Below are 19,476 nucleotides of genomic sequence, written 5' to 3' on the forward strand. Positions count from 1 at the left end.
ATTGATCAATTGTTTATCCAAAATTGAACGATATCATTTTCAATTTGTTTCTCTTTTTGAAGTTTTCCCTGCCCGGCAATAATGGGAGCCGGAATCCCATTCTCAAATGTTACAGGAGATATATATACATGGGCCTCATCCCATTCTCCGGTATTGATCCATCTTCCCAAAGTAATACTTCCTCCCTCAACAAGAACAGATCTAATTCCTGCTTCAAATAATCTTTCCAATACAAAGGAAGGGTCAAAATCTTCTAATTTAATCTTGTGAATATTACCGTCAACAAGGTTTTCGGAGGAATTAAATATTATGGTGTTGGCCTTTTTATTAAAGATTTTAAGGCGCTTGTCTTTCAATTCATTCCTGGGATCCAGAACTACCCTGACCGGATTATTTCCTGGCCAGTCTCGGGTTGTCAACTCCGGGTTATCATAATAAACAGTATTATAACCAACCAGGATAGCATCAATCTCGGATCTTAGTTTATGAACTTGCTGCCTGGAAAGTGTATTACTAATCCATTTGGAATCAAAATTTTCTCTTGCTACAAATCCATCGCTCGTTTGAGCCCATTTGAGAACTATAAAAGGCCGATCGAGTTCCATATTAGTCAAAAAGACACGATTTTGATACTGACATTCTTCTTCGAGAACTCCTACTTCAACTTCAATACCTGCCTCTTTTAAAATTTTTATTCCCCCTCCATTAACCTTAGGGTTCGGGTCACGATGACCGATAATTACTTTCTTTACTTTTTCTTCAACCAATCTGTTTGCACAAGGAGGGGTGTTACCAAAATGGGCGCAAGGCTCTAGCGTGACATACGCGGTACATCCTGGAATCTGTGATTTATCGGTAACGGATTCAATAGCATTAACTTCGGCGTGATTTTCACCATACTTTCTATGCCAGCCCTCTCCGATAATCTCCCCATTCTTTACCAGCACACAACCCACTAATGGATTAGGACTTACATATCCCCTTCCATACTCTGCTAACTGAATAGCCCTTTGCATATATTTTTTATCCTCTGGCAAACTCATACTGTAAAAGTATAACTAATTGACGTATTTTTGAACAATGGCAATAACAAGTTCAAAGGAATTATACGATCAGATAAATAAAAAGCTATCCGAATTTATAGATATTCAGGAAGCTCAATCATATGCCTTTTTCATCCTGGAATATCTTTTTGGCCTTGAGCGAATTGATGTGATGATGGGTAAAGAGGTTGACCTTAGTGCTGAGAAACAAACTCGTCTTAAAAAAATTTATCACCGGGTACAACAGCAAGAACCTGTTCAGTATATATTTGAACGTGCCTGGTTTTATGGCCGCACCTTCAAGGTTGATCCGAGAGTTTTGATTCCCCGAGGCGAAACAGAAGAATTAGTCGATCTTATAATCAAGGAGCACCGTAAAAAAAAGAACTTATTGATTGCTGATTTTGGAACCGGAACAGGCTGTATACCAATTACTTTGGCTTTGGAGTTAGAAGAGGCAGAAGTCTATGGTATAGATTACAGTGAAGATATTATTCGACTGGCATTGATGAACGGCATGATCAATAAAGCTGATGTTGGCTTTATGGTGGCAGACATATTACAAGACAAAATCGAACTTCCGCAATTAGACATAATTGTTTCTAATCCACCCTATATCCGTGAATCGGAAAAGGAGGAGATGAAACCAAATGTATTGGAATATGAGCCTGAGGAAGCTTTGTTTGTTTCAGATGATGATCCTTTGGTCTTTTATAAAAATATAGCTGATCACGCGTTGGACATGCTTAAACCAAATGGATTTTTATATTTTGAGATTAATGAGGCGCTGGGCAATGAAGTTGAATCAATGCTATTTAATAAGGGGTTCAACCTGGTTAAGGTTGTACAGGATATTCACGGAAAAGACAGGATTGTATCTGCCAGAAAACCTTAAATTATTTTGGGCTTTTTATTTACCAGATAAACGCCAGCAAGAATTCCAACCATCCCGATGTAATGCATTAAATACAAATTTTCTCCATCCCATATTCCCCAAATTATAGCTACAATGGGTATAAAATAGGTGACCGTTGAAGTAAACACAGGGGAAGTTAGTTGAACCAGTGTATTAAAGATCATTAAGGCGATGGCTGTACCAACAATTCCCAAAACTGAAACGGCTAACAATGACCACTGAGCTTGTTCATTGCCAATGATATAATCAACAACACCCTCCTCGGAGAAAAAATAAATTAATGCTATGGGAAGAACAAAAACTAATGAAACCGATGTGATGGCTACCGGATGTAAATGATACAATCTTACTTTAATAAAATTAAGGTTGATACCATAACAAAATGTAGCTGCCATAACAAAAAATGCATAGGAATTTAAAGAGATCGAGCCAGACTCCCCGGCAATAATTAAAAAAGCACTTCCTATAAAGCCAATAAAAAGACCGAGCAATTGTGACCGCATTGCTTTTTTCTTCCAGAATAACACCCCGATTAAAAGAGTGAACATCGGTGTTAATGCATTTAACACTCCGGTTACTCCACTGGAAAGCCTTGTTTGAGCAATAGCAAAAAAGAAAGCAGGCAATAAAGTTCCTGAGAAACCCGGAATGAACAATGGTAAATAATCCTTTGGCTTAATTTTCCTCAGATGATAAATTGCTACAGGAATCAATACCACCCCTGCAGAAATTACCCGTAATGCACCTACCTGAGGAGCATTAAAACCCAATAACGCTTTCTTGATCAGAATAAACGAACTACCCCAGATCAATGTTAATACTAAAAGCAAAACCCAGGGCAGAGGCCCGGTTGGTAACTGATCTTCCTTCATAAAAATTAAACTACCGGAACTGCTCCTGCAAATTCCTCAGCTATTCTGTCAAGAGTATTAAAAACTTCCTGTGGATCGTTTGATTCAACAAGTAATTGTCGGAAAGGTTTAAAATTAGGGATTCCTCTAAAATAGTTAGTGTAGTGCCTTCTCATTTCAAAAAGACCCTTTTTATCACCTTTCCATTCAAGAGAAAATTCAAGGTGCTTTTTAGTGATATTGACCCGTTCCTCAAGTGAAGGAGGATCAAGGAGTTCACCTGTTTTCAGATAGTGCTTTATTTCATTGAATATCCATGGATAACCGATAGCGGCACGGCCAATCATAATACCATCCACACCGTATTTATTTTTATATTCCAGTGCTTTTTGAGGGGAATCAATATCGCCATTTCCAAATATTGGTATATGGATGTCCGGATGGTTTTTAACTTCTGCGATATGCGACCAGTCAGCCACCCCTTTGTACATTTGCTTTCTTGTACGTCCATGAATGGAAAGGGCCTGAATTCCTACATCCTGTAGGCGTTTTGCCACCTCAACGATCTTAATCGAATTTTCATCCCATCCCAGGCGAGTTTTGACGGTTACTGGTTTATTTACCCTCTTAACGATTTCTTCAGTCATTGACTGCATTTTGGGAAGATCCAGTAATATCCCAGCTCCAGCACCTTTACAAGCTACTTTTTTTACAGGACAGCCATAATTTATATCAATGATATCAGGATCAGCTTCCTCAGCAATAGCTGCAGCTTCTCTCATCGATTCTATCTTATCTCCGAATATTTGAATTCCGATTGGCCTTTCGTAATCATATATATCCAGTTTTTCGACACTTTTTGCAGCATCCCGAATTAATCCTTCAGAAGATATAAATTCTGTATACATGATATCCGCGCCATTTTCTTTGCAAACTGCACGAAATGGAGGGTCACTTACGTCTTCCATCGGGGCTAATAATAACGGAAACCCCTCTAATTCCAATGATCCGATCTTTATCAAGGTATTTTAAATTTTTGCCGTAAATTTACGCGATTATGAATTATCTGGAAAACGAAAATACTGACAATAAGGTTATTTCTCCACTGAAGTACTTTTTTGATTTTTTTACATTGCTTTGTTTTGTCATAGGAGGAATGCTGCTAATAGGTCCTATTATAGGAATTATCCTGGTTGGATTTTATTCAATTATAGCCAATATAGATACACAATCTATAATGGAAGGTATAATAGCAGGTGATCTCAGCGACACACCTAAAACCATTCTAATGCTTATTCAGGCTGGAGCAGCCTTAGGAGCTTTTGTGATCGCTCCATGGTTTTTTATCCGGTTTTTTGAAAAGAAAAAACTTAGATCTTACTGGAAACATGATATAAACCTGCCCCTGGCGCTATTGCTATCAGGAGTAATTGTGATTGTGTTTATGATCGTTGATTCCATAATAATCGAATGGAATCAAAATGTAGATTTCCCTGCATTCCTTGAAGGATTTGAAAACTGGGCAAGACAAAAAGAAAATGAGTTGGCAGATATGACAACACTTTTGACAACTTTCGATTCCTTTAATGAATTTTTGCTCGCTTTCATAGTTATAGCTGTGCTGGCCGCAATTGGTGAAGAAATTGTCTTCAGAGGATTAATGCAAAATCAATTAAGCAGAATTTTTGGAAATCCACATGTGGGGATTTTTCTTGCTGCTTTTATATTTTCAGCAATTCACTTACAATTTTACGGCTTTTTCCCTCGTTTTTTGCTTGGCCTTTTATTCGGATATCTATACTATTGGAGTGGAACATTATGGGTTCCGGTGGTTGCTCATCTGGTAAATAATGGCTTTACTTTAATAATGGTATACTTATATCAACAGGAAATTACAGATTCAAATATTGCTGAATCCAAATCAGCTCCATGGGTAGCTATTATAGTGTCTTTTGTAATTCTTGCAGCTCTGCTTAAATATTTCAGGGAAAGATTTTACTTATCAAAAACTGAATAATAGATTGCAGACTCATATTTCACTATGTATTTTGGTGGATATATACCGAAATCTGTCAACAGTACCATCGATAATAATTATTAAACTTTAAACATGACCCAAATTCTAAATAAATATAGCAACCTGACTCAGCGAGTGATTGTTGCTTTAATCGGTGGGATTGGATTGATAGCGGCAATAATCTATTCACCCTACACTTTTTTTCTTATATTTTTCTTTATATGCATGTTTTCCATGCTGGAATTTTATAAGCTCGTAGGGCTTGATGGATATCTTCCATTAAAATCGTTTGGAACTTTTATCGGGTTATTTTTATTTACTTCCAGCTTTCTTGTAGGTATGAATATCGTATCCTCAACCATCTTTTTTATGGTTGTGCCATTAGGAAGTATGATATTTTTTATAAAGCTTTATAAAAAAGGAGAAAAAAAACCGTTCACTAATATAGCATTTACGTTTCTTGGAGTTCTTTATGTAGGACTACCTTTTGCATTATTAAACTTGGGTGTGATCAGAGACGGCAATTATAGCTGGCAGATCATATTAGGAATTTTAATTATGCATTGGGCAAATGACTCCGGAGCGTATTTTGCAGGAACAAAATTTGGAAAGACAAAATTATTCGAAAGGGTATCTCCAAAAAAATCCTGGGAGGGAAGTATCGGTGGAACATTGACCACTTTAATTGTGGCTTTTGTTTTAGGTGAATACTTCACCGACCTTCGCCATTGGGAATGGCTTGTAATGTCCGCAATAGTAGTTATTGCAGGTACTTACGGAGATTTGATCGAGTCCTTATTAAAAAGGAGCATGGAGATTAAAGATTCCGGAACAATACTTCCCGGACATGGAGGCTTCCTTGACAGGTTTGACGGATTGTTACTTTCAGCCCCTTTTATCGCTGCTTTTTTAAGAATAATTTAAAAGCAGTTAGGAAATATAAAAAAAAGAGTAATTTTGTCGCATAGTCATTTAAAACGATTGCAAAACAATAATTTTTTTTCCTATGGGATACATCGAACCGGCTCCAATTAAGGACAAGGAAAATCCTTTTGAGTCGATGATGTCGCGATTTAATATAGCGGCAGATGCACTGGGACTAGACGAAGAAGTTTACAACGTATTAAAGTCACCGGCAAAACAGGTTACGGTTTCCTTACCAATCACCATGGATGATGGATCCATCAAGGTATTTGAAGGACACAGGGTTGTTCATTCGAATATACTTGGTCCGTCCAAAGGTGGTATAAGGTATGATATGGATGTCACCATCGATGAGGTCAAGGCTTTGGCTGCATGGATGACATGGAAGTGTGCCGTAGTGGATATTCCTTACGGCGGAGCTAAAGGTGGTATCAAATGTGACCCGAGATCAATGTCTGCAGGAGAGATCGAACGATTGACCCGCGCATTCACTGCCCAGATGGCTGAGATATTTGGTCCGGACAGGGACATTCCTGCTCCGGATATGGGGACAGGCCCAAGAGAAATGGCCTGGTTAATGGATGAGTACTCTAAAATCCAGGGTATGACAGTAAATGCGGTCGTAACCGGAAAACCTCTTGTTTTAGGTGGTTCTTTGGGAAGAACTGAAGCTACAGGACGTGGAGTAATGGTGTCTGCACTTTCAGCAATGGGTAAAATAGGATTAATTCCTTCCCAAGCTACTTGTGCTATCCAGGGCTTTGGAAATGTTGGTTCATGGGCTGCTAAACTATTAACTGAAAGAGGAGTTAAGGTAATTGCCGTGAGTGACCTTTCAGGAGCTTACGTCAACAAGAACGGCTTAGACATCGATGAATGCATCGAATACCGTAATATGAACAACGGAACGCTCGAAGGTTATAAAAATGCAGATCACATTCCGGGAGATGACATTTTATATCTTGACGTGGATGTTCTGGTACCTGCAGCAAAGGAAGATGTTATTACAGTTCAGAATGTTGAAAAAGTAAAAGCAAAATTAATAGTTGAAGGCGCAAATGGCCCTACTTCTGCTAAAGCTGATGCAATTATCAACGAAAAAGGCATCATGGTGGCTCCTGACATTCTTGCTAATGCAGGTGGAGTGACAGTCTCTTATTTTGAGTGGGTACAAAACCGATTGGGATATAAGTGGACTGCTGAAAGAGTCAACCGCAGGTCAGACAGAATTATGAAAGATGCTTTTGACAGAGTGTACAAGACTTCTAAAGAATATAATGTTCCGTTAAGGATTGCTGCTTATATTCTGGCTATCGATAAAGTTGCCAAGACTTATAAGTATCGCGGAGGTTTTTAATCGATAAAATTTATAATAAAAAAGTGCGGTTTTGTCCGCACTTTTTTTTTGCTTAGAACTATTCGATTATTTTTGTACAAAGTTTAACCAACATCAGATGACCATTCATAAAGAAGGAAGAGTTTTATTGATAGCAATGCTATTAATTTTAATAGGCATCAACTTACTTGTCTATTATTTCGCAGGTGAATCAGAATATGCCTTACCACTATCCATTTCTGCATCAGTGATAATTTTTTTATTGGTACTGCAGTTTTTCAGGAATCCAAAATTTAATGTTAACACTAATCCTAAACATATAATTGCACCTGCAGATGGCAAAGTAGTTGTAATTGAGGAAACAATCGAAGAAGAATATTTAAAAGATAAAAGAAAGCAAATATCAATTTTCATGTCTCCTGTTAACGTGCATGTTAACAGAAATCCTGTTTCGGGAATAATCAGTTATTTTAAATATCATCCCGGAAAATATCTTGTAGCATGGCATCCTAAGTCAAGTCTTGAAAACGAAAGAACAACAATTGCAGTTAAAATGGATACTGGACTTGAAGTTGTTTTCAGGCAAGTGGCCGGGGCTATGGCACGAAGAATAAAATGGTATGTTAAAGAAGGTGATAAAGTTGACCAGGGTGAAGAATTCGGATTTATCAAATTTGGATCCAGAGTAGATATTTACCTGCCTTTAGACGCTGAAATAAAAGTTAATATAGGAGAAAAAACAAAAGGAGGACGAACTATAATCGCTGAAGTATAATTACATCAGCGTTCCGTCTTTTTCCGTCTGTAACGACTCCATAATATTAATCCGAAGGATACCATAAACAGCCAGTAACTACCAATAAAACCTGTAGTAAACGCTTCAAAAAGCCCAATCAGGAACATTCCAATAGCTAAAAACATTAGTATGGATGCCAATGTATCACTGGATTTGTTGTCTCTATTTTCGCGGTTTTCTTTTTCCTTATTCATTATAATCAAATTCGCCGGTAGGTCGTAATATTCTATATTTAGTAAAGTTCTGATTACTGGATAATCCTTCTCCGTATAGTAATTCCGATGCGGTTTTAATGGTTACAAACTTATCTGTGTAGATCGAATCACTTCCCGGAAGCCAGTTTAATTCTTCAGTCTTTAACTGTTCTTCTTTTTCAATATTAGTAACAACAACGTCCCCACTAACGGTATAAAGCTTACTTTCATTACTAAATTTCCCCTTATTTGCGGAAAGGGTTGAAGTTACCTCCCCTTTAGATTCATCATCGTAAAATTCTATAAATAATGGGCCCGGGAAATCGCGATCACCATTAAAATAATCCACTTGTTTGCTTGCTCTGATGGTGAAAACAATCCTCCCGGAATCAGAATAAACAGTATACATGCTATCTATTTCAGCCTGAGGACCACTGTATTGCTGCTTAAGCTTATTACTTTTTTCTTCCATATCATCACATGAAGCAATGACAAGCAACAAAATTATTGGTAAAAAATATTTAAACAGGTCATCTTTCATCTTGCAAATTTAAGCGATACAAATGAATTAAAATAAAAAAGCGATCTGTGGAGTTCACAGATCGCTTTTATATATTTTAGATTTTATTAATCTCTGGTTCTAAGGGTCACAGACTTACCAATCCAGCAATTTACCTGCATTGATCCACCTACTTTCTTACCTTCTACGAACAATTCTTCTTTAGAAGGAAACTGTTCCTTAGCTTTAGCCATTCCACTTCTATTACCAGCTTTTTGATACATCTCATATGCTGCTAAGAACACAAGACGGTCATATACTCTTGACTTACCCTGCTTACAGCTTTCATAGCTACCATAATAAAGATCACCGATGAAAGTATATGCTTCAGAAGCAAGGCTTGCATCAGCAGATACTGCGTCCATAGCATAACCTCTCGCAGTTGATTTTGCACCTTTTCTCGCATTCATTCTTGCAAGCTTCAAATAGGTTTCCCCTTTTCTAAGGTTATCATCTGTCATTTCTAAAGCCTGCTTGAAATAATCTTCAGCACACTCATAATCACCTTTCTGAAGGCATCTTGAACCTAATAGATTAGCAAGACCTGGCTGAGGGTTTTCCTTCATGATTGCTTTTGCTGCGTCAGCTACCAGATCAGAATCGAAACAATCGAATTTATAACCTAATTTGAAAATGTTCTCTGCAAGCTCGATATTATCTGGATTCTCCCTGAATTTCGCTCCAAAAGTGTTTTCAATCATGTCACAATCTATATCGATAGTTGCTACAAATAGTTTGAAAACATATTCTTCAGGCTTAGTCATATCTTCACCAGCCTCTTTTTTAGCATCAATAACACTTTGGATATCGTCAAAAACAGCGATAACTTCTTCAGGTGTCATTTCATCCTTATGAGTTAAATAATACCTTCTGGTTGCATCCATGTAGAATGTCAGGTTGGCATTATAAATTTCATTTCCTGCAAAAGAATAAAGATCCTGATATCCTTTGAATAAAAAATCGTACTTATCCTGCTCATTTTTATAATAGTTATAAGCATCATACATTTTTCTATTCATAAGGTCTGCTGTTTTACCACAAAGCTCCATTCGCTTGTCGTAAAGTAGCATAACTGAATCCTTATAAACTTCCACTTTTGATGGATCATCAGGATTACTTACCAGATTATCATACAATTTTACACCATTTGCATAAATAGAATAGTGTAAGCTAGGTACGTTGTTTAGCAACCAGAATAATGGTGCTTTCGCATTTTTGTAATCGTCAGCTCGTAAGTAGTCTGAATAAAGCGCATTCTTTTCTAGCGCTTGTTGTTTGTTCTGCGGCCAGTTCCACTCATTACAGTCAACTTCCTGAGCGAAAGTTACTGCACTTATCAAAGTCATGACCAGAAATAAAACATTCTTTCTCATAATGCATACAGTTTAATTATACCACGGTGATCTCTCCCACCGTTTACCATTGAATGTTGCTCCTATAGTTATTGAAAAATATTGTTCTTTTAATACGTTATTACTAAGGCTTCCCCGACTTCCATAACCAAGAACTATATTTATCACTGAAGCGTTCTTCACTGGCAAATGTAATCCAAGATTCATGCCAAACTCATCAAGCCCTTGATTATTAAGGTTATACGGCGTCTGTTTGTAAAAGGTCCCTAATCGATAAGTAATTCTTTTTAGATAACTTTCTACATTGGCAGCATCTGGAGTATAAGAAGCTCCAATAGCAAATTTACTACTATTTCTTAAATTTTCCTGACCCTCATTATTATTATAGGCGCTCCACTGGTCAAAAACAGCATCAAATCCTACCGACCAATGATTATAACCAGATTTAAGTTTGCGATATCCTAATCCAAATCCGATTTGCTGGGGCATAATTTGATCTCCGCTTCCATCAAAAATAGTATCTGCATCAATTGTAGTTCCTGTTAAGGTCTGCCTTCTAAAAGTAGAAAGATAATTTGTACTCATTTTTGATTCAGGGCGATAAATAACCCCTGCATTTAGAAATGAGTTTTTATTTACTTTGTAATTGTATCCCAACCCAAAGTCAAAATTAAAGTCTGATATATTTCTCCTGTCTGAAACCTCTATAATATATCGGGATATCAATGTATTCTCATCTCCGACATATTGACCGGTCGAACGGGTGGTTGATCCGAAATAATAATTAAACCGGAATCCAAAATATATATCCTTGTATTGAAAGCCCTGGGCAAGAAAAGCTTTTCCAATTCCACCTTCACCTTCAGAAAGCCTGTTTAAATTAACTCCTGGTTCATTTGAAACATCTCCTGTTGCGAGAAAATCATAATTAACTACGCTATAAGGACTTAGCCCTACAGATAAATTCCAGAAATTTAATTTTAATGGAACTCCGAATGTTAAATATCTTACCGAACCATTTATTGGGGTTGTGGTACCCTCAGAAGATTCTATTGTCCTCCTCTCTCCGGAAAGAGCAGCTTCAAAAGTGGATAATTTATTGAATGGCAGCCAAGCGGGATTTACATTATTTAAATGTATAAAACTAGGCAAACCAATTCCGACCCCACCCATAGATTGATTATGGCTAAGTGAATTATCTAAAACTTCACCAACTCCATAAGATGTATAGGGTGAATTCATTGTCTGTGCAAAATTGCTTTGATTAAAGCCAATTGCAAAGAGTAGTGCTATAGTAAATCTGTTGAAAAATAACTTCATGAAATCCTTACCTCTTTTAAATTTAGGTTAAGAGCCTACAAAGATGTCCTGTTTTATCCGAGTATCAAAAAAAAATTACATTCTATTTTATTGCATTTGGTCCTGATGGGATAGTTTTATAAAAAATTAACATTGATGATCTCATGTCCGAGCTTTTTCAAGGATCGTATATTTCACTTGGATTAATGTCTGGAACTTCCCTGGATGGAATCGACTTATGTTTGAGCAAATTTACTTTCAAAAACAATTCCTGGAATTATGAAATCATTAAAACTGAGACGATTCCTTATAGCAAAAAATGGCAAAATGAACTGGCTAATGCAATAAACCTAGATTGGGCTGAGCTATTGACTCTTGACTACGAATATGGACACCTCCTGGGAAATGTCATCAAAGAATTTCTTGAAACGACAGATATAAAACCTGACATTTTAGGTAGTCATGGGCATACTGTTCATCACAAGCCTGATGAAGGCTATACCATTCAAATTGGCAATGGGCACCAAATTGCCTTAAAAACCGAAATAGAAACCGTATTTGATTTTAGAAGTTTAGATGTAAGTAAAGGAGGGCAGGGAGCACCCCTGGTACCAATAGGAGACAAATTACTTTTTTCAAATTTCGATGTATGTGTCAATTTAGGAGGCTTTGCAAACCTCACAAAATATGACGAGACAGGCACTATCCGGGCATATGACATCTGTGCTCTTAATACTGTTCTTAACTATCTGGCTTCATCAATTGATCTTGATTATGATGAAAATGGTCATATAGCTGCCTCTGGAAAAAAAATACCAAACCTTCTAACCGATTTAGAAAACCTGTCATATTATTCTACCACCGGACCTAAATCACTGGGCATTGAATGGGTAAAAAGCAACATATTCCCCTTAATAGATAATTATTTGATTAATCATCCTCTCCAAGATGTAATTCATACTTACACTATTCATGCCGCTAAGGCGATAGCCAAAGAGTTACCTTCAGGTGGACGTTGTCTTTTCACCGGTGGTGGAGCATTTAATGACTTTCTTATTTCAAGAATAAAAACTTATTCTGATGGCAACATCGAAATACCTGACAACCAATTAATCTCATTTAAAGAAGCTCTGATTTTTGGGTTTCTTGCTGTTCTAAAAAGTCGCAATGAAGTTAATGTTCTTTCATCAGTAACCGGATCAAAAGAGAATACCAGCTCCGGAATACTAGTCTCTAAAAACGAATTGATTTGACATTTTCTTAAAAATTATATTTTGTAAATTGCGCCAACTTAAAAACGACTTAACTCAATGAAAGACTTATTAAAGCAATTTGAAAACAAAACCCCCGAAATTGTTTTTGAATGGAAAGATTCTGAAACCGAAGCAGAAGGCTGGGTTGTGATTAACTCTTTGCGAGGTGGTGCAGCTGGTGGTGGCACCAGAATGCGTCCGGGATTAGATAAAAGAGAAGTAGAATCCCTGGCAAAAACCATGGAAATAAAATTTACTGTTTCAGGACCAAATATTGGTGGCGCAAAATCTGGAATAAACTTCGATCCAAAAGATCCGCGTAAAAAAGATGTCTTGAAAAGATGGTATAAGGCAGTTTTTCCTCTTTTAAAAAATTATTATGGAACTGGGGGAGACCTGAATGTGGATGAGATTCATGAAGTAATACCAATAACTGAGAGTTATGGCCTGTGGCATCCACAAGAAGGAATAGTAAATGGACATTTTAATCCAACTGAACCTGAAAAAATAAAAAAACTAGGGCAGCTGAGACAAGGGGTTTCTAAAGTTCTTGAAGATATAAACTTTACTATTACAGGAGACTACAAATTCACAGTGGCAGATATGATCACCGGTTTTGGTGTTGCTGAATCTGTCAAGCATTATTACGACTTGTGGGGTGGTAATATCAGCGAGAAAAGGGCTGTGATTCAAGGTTGGGGTAATGTAGCTGGTGCAGCTGCTTTGTTCCTTTCTAAGATGGGTGTCAAAATAGCTGGTATAATTGATAGAGAAGGCGGATTATTAAGTGAAGAAGGTTTTGGTCTCGAAGAGGTAAAAGAGCTTTTCATTAAGCGTCAGGGAAATAAGCTAAATGCTGACAATATGATCCCATATGATGAAATAAATGATAAAGTGTGGGACCTTGGAGCTGAAATTTTTATTCCAGCGGCTGCTTCACGCCTTATCAGCCAGGAACAAGTAGAAAAAATGGTTAACACCAAACTTGAAGTGATTTCTTCTGGGGCAAATGTTCCTTTTAAAGATGATGAAATCTTCTTCGGCCCTACAATGGAATATGCAGATAGCCACATTTCTTTAATTCCAGACTTCATAGCCAATTGTGGTATGGCAAGAGTGTTTGCTTATTTAATGAGTGATGAGGCAGTTATGACCGACGAAACAATTTTCGAAGATACCTCAGAAACCATTAAAATTGCAATGGAAGAAATCTACAAAACTCATAAAGAAAAAACAGGAATATCAGAGGCTGCCTTCGAGGTTGCACTTAAAAAACTTGTATAATTCCTTCAATAAAATATCAAAACCGGCCTCGAGCCGGTTTTTTATTTATACTATTTTAAGAAAGCACTATAATTGATAAGCATTATACAGTTATTATATATAAACTCTCTGATTCATTTTGTAAATTTAGGCGCGCTTTAAATTTTACAGTCCTTAGTAACGGACTGTTTTCTTTGTAACAGTAGCCAATTGAATATAAGTTAATGGATCAAGACAATAACCGCTTTTCGACAAGAGTTATAATATTCCTGATTTTACTTTTTTCACCTCTATTTGGTCAACTTTATGCCTTTGAGTTGGATTCTGGCAATTCCTCTTCTGTTAATGAGTTATCAATTGAAAATTCTACCAATTCTGAATTAGCTACTCTTGATCAAGATCAAAATGATCAGGAACAGCATGGTGAAGAACATGGTGAAACAGATGAGCATGGCTCAGAAGAAGCGTCTTCTCACAAACCTCCGGGATGGTCAGTGATACCATTTGTTGTTCTTTTATTAATGATTGCCACCGGCCCCTTGTTCTATGAACATTTTTGGCATAAAAATTATCCCAAAATAGCAATTTTATTAGCAGCTATTGTTGTTCTGTATTACCTATTTGCACTAAATAATGAACATGGTCCTGTCCATGCCTTTTTTGAATATTTCCAGTTTATAGCACTTCTTGCTTCGTTATATATAGCATCCGGAGGAATACATATTGATATTGATAAAAAGTCTTCCCCGATGGCTAACTCGATTTTGCTGATTTGCGGAGCTGTAATAGCAAACCTTATCGGTACCACTGGGGCATCAATGCTATTAATAAAGCCTTTTATGAGGCTTAATAAACACCGGATCAAACCCTATCATATAGTATTCTTTATTTTTATTGTTTCAAATGTCGGAGGATCATTAACACCAATTGGTGACCCGCCTCTATTTCTTGGTTTTCTAAAAGGTGTTCCTTTCGAATGGACAATTACACACAACTTTTTCCCTTGGTTATTTGGTATAATTTTCCTTACTATGGTATTTTATTTCTTTGACAGAAGAAATAAGGATATCATTGATGAAGACGAGATTCCAACTGATTTTACCAACAAAATAAAAGTTTCGGGCTCTAAGAATTTTGCCTGGCTTGGCTTAGTAATTATTTCTGTATTCATTGATCCAAATGTATTTGACTGGGTGCCAGCTATCAATTATCACGGTCAACGATTCTCTTTTATCAGAGAGTTAATCATGTTTGCAGTGTGTTACTTTTCTTATCGATTTGCAGACAAGGAAGCAATCAAAAGTAACGACTTTAGTTTCGAACCAATCCGAGAGGTAGCATTTATATTCATTGGGATTTTCGGAACGATGATGCCTGCACTTGAATTAGTTAGTGAATTTGCAAAATCACCGGAAGGAGTCAAGCTTATATCTCAAAACACTCTTTACTGGGGAACTGGAGCTTTATCAGGATTTTTAGATAACGCCCCTACCTATCTTAACTTTTTAGCAGCATCAATGGCGTCCCAAGGTGCGGATATTAATTCTATAAGTGAGGTGGTAGAATATGCTACAGGTAGCAGCTATCCGCATTCACAACTCTATTTAAAGGCTATTTCAATTGCAGCAGTGTTTTTTGGAGCAATGACATATATCGGTAACGGACCAAACTTTATGGTTAAATCAATTGCTGAACAAGTTGGTATTAAAATGCCTTCGTTCTTTGGTTATATGATCAGGTTTTCAATTCCTTTCTTATTACCAATGATCATTATTACATGGTTGATTTTCTTCTTATTCGCTAAATAAAATATCATTCTTAGATAAATTAAAAAAGCCTGTTCGCTGAACAGGCTTTTTATATATCTAAATATTTTAATTTAAATCAGGCTTCCTCCAGTTGAAATACTCCCTTATTTAAACTTTGAAGGGCAGAAGCTTTATAAGAGGTGTCGATTAAAACTGAAATATTATGTCGACTACCTCCATAGCTGATCATCCTAACTGGAATTTCTGTAAGACTATCAAAAACTTGTTTTACAATCCCCGGACGATCTGAAACAAAATCTCCAACCAGGCAAATGATTGATTGATTGCTATCGATCTCAATTTTACCAAACGGCTCAAGCTCTTGTTTAATTTTTTCCAGATTACTGCTGTCATCAATGGTAAGTGAAACGGCTACCTCACTCGTAGTAATCATGTCTACAGGAGTTTTATATTTCTCAAAAACCTCAAATATCTTTCTGAGAAATCCATATGCGAGCAACATCCTGGTTGACTTAATCTTAATAGCGGTAATGTTATCTTTTGCGGCTACAGCTTTTATACCTGTATCCTGTTCTTTTCCAGAAATAATAGTTCCCTTTGCATCTGGACGCATTGTATTTAACAATCGTACAGGACAATTATATTTTTGGGCAGGAAGAATTGAGGCAGGATGCAAAATCTTTGCTCCAAAATAAGCAAGCTCAGCAGCTTCGTTAAAAGATAATTCTGATATAGAATAAGTATTTTTAACTACCCTGGGATCATTATTATGCATGCCATCAATGTCTGTCCATATCTGTACCTCCTCAGCATTTAAACCAGCTCCGATTAATGATGCACTATAATCACTTCCTCCACGTTTCAGATTGTCTACCTCTCCTTTCGAGTTTTTACAAATAAAGCCCTGTGTAACTAAAAGCTTCCCTTTTACATTCAGTTTATCCTTTGCAGGAAAATTATTTCCTATAAACTCCACATTAGGCTCATCATCTTCATCAAGCCTCATGAAATCCAAGGCGTTTAACCATTCCGCATCAATTTTCTTTTCCTTTAGTAACTCAATGAAAAGCTTAGTACTTAATAATTCTCCCTGGGCAAGTAATTCTTTACTAAGTCCTTCGTTAAAGGAAAGATTAATAGCTGAATTTAAAAGAGTAAAATGTTCATCGAGAATAGCGTTTGCCTCTGCTTTTCTGTCTTCTTCAATAACTAAACCATCAACAAAGGCATCATATTTTTGTCTTAATTCCGACACAAGCTCTTTCGCAGCTTTTTTATCACCAGTTTTCAATAACCTGCCTAGTTCCACCAGGCTATTTGTGGTCCCTGAAACTGCTGAAAGTACAATTACTTTCGGTTCATCGTCAGCCGTGATGATAGATGCTACTTGATTCATTCGTTCGGGACTTCCGACTGAAGTACCTCCAAATTTTAAAACTTTCATTACAATGATTCTTTTAAACCCAACATTTTAATTGCGGTAATTGCAGCTTCATCGCCCTTATTACCATGTTTTCCACCAGCTCGATCAAGGGCCTGCTTCATCGTATCAGGGGTTAGCACGCCAAAAATCACTGGTTTATTGTACTTCAGGTTAACGTTGGTTATGCCGTTGGCCACAGCGTCGCAAATAAAGTCAAAGTGCCTTGTCTCTCCTTGTATTACACAGCCAAGACAAATCACCGCGTCAATATCATCGCGCTCAGCCATCCATTGTGCACCAAGAGTAAGTTCATAACTTCCCGGAACGTACCTCTTGACTATATTTTCCTTTTTAACACCGTTCTGCAAAAGCGTTTCATAAGCTCCTTCATATAATGCTTCTGTCACAGTATCATTCCATTCAGAAACTACTACTGCAAAAACTTTATCTTTAACGTCTTGAAGATTTTTAGATGAATATTCGCTTAAACTCTTTAATGATGTTGCCATAATATTAAATGAAAAAAGGGATGAGCCAATTGCCTCATCCCCTTGTTAATAATCTTTATTTAATTATACAAATTAATTGGAGGCCATGGCTTCTAAACGAGCCTTGTGTTTTCGTGCTTCCGAGATTTGTTTATATTTTGGATAATTAGTTACTATATCAGAATAAACCGATGCGGCTTTCGATGTATTTCCAGCTAACTCATATGCTAAAGCAGCCTGCATCAAATAGTCCGGAGAGAAAACACTGTTTTCGTTGGTCTCAGCTGCTTCTTCAAATAATGAAGCGGCTTTTTCAAAATTTCCTTTTTCCATATAAGCACTACCAAGCAGGCTTTTTGAAAATGAAGGAGAAAGCAAGTCATCATTTGAATAGGACTCAAGATATTCTATTGCCTTGTCAAAATTTTCTTGCTTCAAATAAATTGAACCAGCATAAAATTTTGCAAGATTTGCTGATTGTGTTCCTGAATAATCATCAATTATATCAAGAAATCCTGAATTTACTGTTGTACCTTCCAAAGCAAGTGCAAGACTATCATTTTCAAACCAATATTGAGCCTGGAACATTTCCTCCTGAGCCTTGGCATTTTGGTTTTCCTGGTAATACTTGTACCCGATGATACCACCAACTACTAAAAAGAGAACCGCTACAGCACCGAAAACCAGTGTTGAATTATCTCTTAAAAACTTTTCTGCTGATGATAAACTCTCCTGGATTGCTTCCGGATTTTCCAACAGCTCATTTCCTTCGTCGTGCTTATGTTGTTTATTCTTCGCCATTCTATAAAAAATTGAACCTCAAAGTTAGTGGAAATAACTTATCCACAAATAAGTATTTTTATTTTTTTTATTTATCGCTGATAAAAGGGTAATCAGGTTGAACGTATACATCGTCAAATGCTTCTGATGGATCAGGCCAATCTGAGTTTTCAGAAAATTCAACACATTCTTTCACCTGGTCTTTAATCTTTTTATCAATCTCTTTTAATTCATCCTCGTCTGCCCACTTGTTTTCCAGGATCACACTTCTTACCTGCTCGATAGGATCTCTTTCTTTATATTCCTGAAGCTCCTCTTTAGTCCTGTACTTAGCTGGGTCACTCATTGAGTGTCCTTTGTAACGGTAAGTTCTGAACTCAAGTAAAGAAGGACCGTCTCCTTTTCTTGCTCTTTCAGCTGCTTCGGCTACCGCGTAGTGAACTTCTTCAACCGACATCGCATCAACAGGTTTTGATGGCATACTGTAAGCCTCTCCCAACTGATAAAGCTCAGTTACGTTAGAAGTTCTCTTCACAGAGGTACCCATTGCGTAACCGTTATTTTCTATTGCAAATATCACAGGTAACTTTAATGTCATCGCCATGTTTAAAGCTTCGTGAAAAGCGCCTTGTCTCACCGCTCCATCACCCATATAAGTGATGCAAAGAAAATCAGTTTCTTTATATTTTTCAGCAAATGCAAGACCAGCACCAAGCGGAATTTGACCTCCCACAATACCGTGACCGCCGTAAAAATGATTTTCCACATCAAACATGTGCATCGAACCACCTTTTCCTTTTACTAAACCGGTCTTTTTTCCGAACAACTCTGCCATTACTGCTTTCGGATCTGAACCCAATGCTAATGGGTGAGCATGATCTCTGTAAGCAGTGATATATTTATCCCCTTTTTTCAAGGCTGAAACCGACCCGGCTACACAAGCTTCCTGGCCTATATATAGGTGGCAAAAACCACGAATCTTTTGCTGACCGTATAGTCGCCCTGCCATTTCTTCAAATCGCCTCATCAATAACATACTCTCAAACCACTCCATGTATTGATCTTTACTGAAGTTCGGTTTTGAAGCAGATTTGCTTTTCTTTGCCTTTGTTTTAGATGTAGCCATAATCTGTGATTTATTGCTTAATATTGGGTTGCAAATATACACTTTACAAGCATTTTTCAATAATATTAATGCGTGTTTTAGTCATAC

The 19,476-nt window shown here is 37.0% G+C and carries 18 protein-coding genes; 8 read left to right on the forward strand and 10 right to left on the reverse strand.

Annotated elements, in window-relative coordinates; genetic code table 11:
• Positions 1–5: 5 nt before the first annotated feature.
• Positions 6–1,043, reverse strand: coding sequence for a bifunctional diaminohydroxyphosphoribosylaminopyrimidine deaminase/5-amino-6-(5-phosphoribosylamino)uracil reductase RibD (ribD, locus tag OO013_RS12380; protein ID WP_266057137.1), 1,038 nt, complete (start codon positions 1,041–1,043; stop codon positions 6–8).
• Positions 1,044–1,080: 37 nt separating this feature from the next.
• Between ribD and prmC the strand changes: the two genes are divergently transcribed.
• The gene (prmC, locus tag OO013_RS12385) at positions 1,081–1,938 is read left to right on the forward strand and encodes a peptide chain release factor N(5)-glutamine methyltransferase (protein ID WP_266057138.1); all 858 of its coding nucleotides are present in this window, start codon (positions 1,081–1,083) and stop codon (positions 1,936–1,938) included.
• Here the strand turns inward: prmC and OO013_RS12390 are convergent.
• Together OO013_RS12390 and dusB are read right to left on the reverse strand one after the other, a co-directional pair.
• The gene (locus tag OO013_RS12390; RefSeq protein ID WP_266057140.1) at positions 1,935–2,831 is read right to left on the reverse strand and encodes a DMT family transporter; all 897 of its coding nucleotides are present in this window, start codon (positions 2,829–2,831) and stop codon (positions 1,935–1,937) included. The genes prmC and OO013_RS12390 overlap by 4 nt on opposite strands.
• 5 nt (positions 2,832–2,836) lie before the next feature.
• The gene (gene dusB / locus OO013_RS12395; RefSeq protein ID WP_266057141.1) at positions 2,837–3,832 is read right to left on the reverse strand and encodes a tRNA dihydrouridine synthase DusB; all 996 of its coding nucleotides are present in this window, start codon (positions 3,830–3,832) and stop codon (positions 2,837–2,839) included.
• Between the two features lie 35 nt (positions 3,833–3,867).
• On the opposite strand from dusB, the gene OO013_RS12400 reads away from it, so the two are divergent.
• From OO013_RS12400 to OO013_RS12415, 4 genes are all read left to right on the forward strand, one after another.
• Positions 3,868–4,827: a CPBP family intramembrane glutamic endopeptidase gene (locus OO013_RS12400; RefSeq protein WP_266057142.1), complete on the forward strand. Its 960-nt coding sequence runs from the start codon at positions 3,868–3,870 to the stop codon at positions 4,825–4,827.
• 93 nt (positions 4,828–4,920) lie between these two features.
• Positions 4,921–5,751: a phosphatidate cytidylyltransferase gene (locus OO013_RS12405; protein WP_266057143.1), complete on the forward strand. Its 831-nt coding sequence runs from the start codon at positions 4,921–4,923 to the stop codon at positions 5,749–5,751.
• A gap of 82 nt (positions 5,752–5,833) precedes the next feature.
• Positions 5,834–7,108, forward strand: coding sequence for a Glu/Leu/Phe/Val family dehydrogenase (locus tag OO013_RS12410; RefSeq protein WP_266057144.1), 1,275 nt, complete (start codon positions 5,834–5,836; stop codon positions 7,106–7,108).
• A 97-nt stretch (positions 7,109–7,205) separates the two neighbouring features.
• Positions 7,206–7,862, forward strand: a complete 657-nt coding sequence (locus OO013_RS12415; protein WP_266057145.1) for a phosphatidylserine decarboxylase family protein — start codon at positions 7,206–7,208, stop codon at positions 7,860–7,862.
• A gap of 207 nt (positions 7,863–8,069) precedes the next feature.
• Here OO013_RS12415 and lptC read toward each other — a convergent pair whose 3' ends face one another.
• From lptC to bamG, 3 genes are all read right to left on the reverse strand, one after another.
• Complete coding sequence (lptC, locus tag OO013_RS12420) at positions 8,070–8,618, reverse strand: LPS export ABC transporter periplasmic protein LptC (RefSeq protein ID WP_266057146.1); 549 nt, start codon at positions 8,616–8,618, stop codon at positions 8,070–8,072.
• 86 nt (positions 8,619–8,704) lie between these two features.
• On the reverse strand, positions 8,705–10,009 hold the full coding sequence (locus OO013_RS12425; protein WP_266057147.1) for a tetratricopeptide repeat protein: 1,305 nt from the start codon (positions 10,007–10,009) through the stop codon (positions 8,705–8,707).
• 12 nt (positions 10,010–10,021) lie between these two features.
• The gene (bamG, locus tag OO013_RS12430) at positions 10,022–11,308 is read right to left on the reverse strand and encodes a BamG family beta-barrel-assembly machinery protein (protein ID WP_266057149.1); all 1,287 of its coding nucleotides are present in this window, start codon (positions 11,306–11,308) and stop codon (positions 10,022–10,024) included.
• A gap of 143 nt (positions 11,309–11,451) precedes the next feature.
• Between bamG and OO013_RS12435 the strand changes: the two genes are divergently transcribed.
• From OO013_RS12435 to OO013_RS12445, 3 genes are all read left to right on the forward strand, one after another.
• Positions 11,452–12,540, forward strand: a complete 1,089-nt coding sequence (locus OO013_RS12435) for an anhydro-N-acetylmuramic acid kinase (RefSeq protein WP_266057150.1) — start codon at positions 11,452–11,454, stop codon at positions 12,538–12,540.
• A 57-nt stretch (positions 12,541–12,597) separates the two neighbouring features.
• Positions 12,598–13,824 carry a Glu/Leu/Phe/Val dehydrogenase dimerization domain-containing protein gene (locus tag OO013_RS12440; protein WP_266057151.1) on the forward strand — a complete coding sequence of 409 codons (1,227 nt, stop codon included), beginning with the start codon at positions 12,598–12,600 and terminating at the stop codon, positions 13,822–13,824.
• A 203-nt stretch (positions 13,825–14,027) separates the two neighbouring features.
• Positions 14,028–15,611 carry a sodium:proton antiporter gene (locus OO013_RS12445; protein ID WP_266057153.1) on the forward strand — a complete coding sequence of 528 codons (1,584 nt, stop codon included), beginning with the start codon at positions 14,028–14,030 and terminating at the stop codon, positions 15,609–15,611.
• A gap of 76 nt (positions 15,612–15,687) precedes the next feature.
• On the opposite strand, the gene OO013_RS12450 is transcribed toward OO013_RS12445, so the two are convergent.
• From OO013_RS12450 to pdhA, 4 genes are all read right to left on the reverse strand, one after another.
• On the reverse strand, positions 15,688–17,016 hold the full coding sequence (locus OO013_RS12450) for an aspartate kinase (RefSeq protein ID WP_266057154.1): 1,329 nt from the start codon (positions 17,014–17,016) through the stop codon (positions 15,688–15,690).
• Positions 17,016–17,504: a 6,7-dimethyl-8-ribityllumazine synthase gene (gene ribH / locus OO013_RS12455; RefSeq protein WP_266057155.1), complete on the reverse strand. Its 489-nt coding sequence runs from the start codon at positions 17,502–17,504 to the stop codon at positions 17,016–17,018. Before ribH ends, OO013_RS12450 begins: the two co-directional genes overlap by 1 nt.
• Positions 17,505–17,576: 72 nt before the next feature.
• Positions 17,577–18,284 (reverse strand): YfgM family protein, encoded by a 708-nt coding sequence (locus OO013_RS12460; RefSeq protein WP_266057156.1) that lies wholly within the window; start codon positions 18,282–18,284, stop codon positions 17,577–17,579.
• A 67-nt stretch (positions 18,285–18,351) separates the two neighbouring features.
• The gene (gene pdhA, locus OO013_RS12465; RefSeq protein ID WP_266057157.1) at positions 18,352–19,389 is read right to left on the reverse strand and encodes a pyruvate dehydrogenase (acetyl-transferring) E1 component subunit alpha; all 1,038 of its coding nucleotides are present in this window, start codon (positions 19,387–19,389) and stop codon (positions 18,352–18,354) included.
• Positions 19,390–19,476 lie beyond the last annotated feature (87 nt).

It is taken from the genome of Mangrovivirga halotolerans, assembly GCF_026241165.1.
Lineage (GTDB): Bacteria > Bacteroidota > Bacteroidia > Cytophagales > Cyclobacteriaceae > Mangrovivirga > Mangrovivirga halotolerans.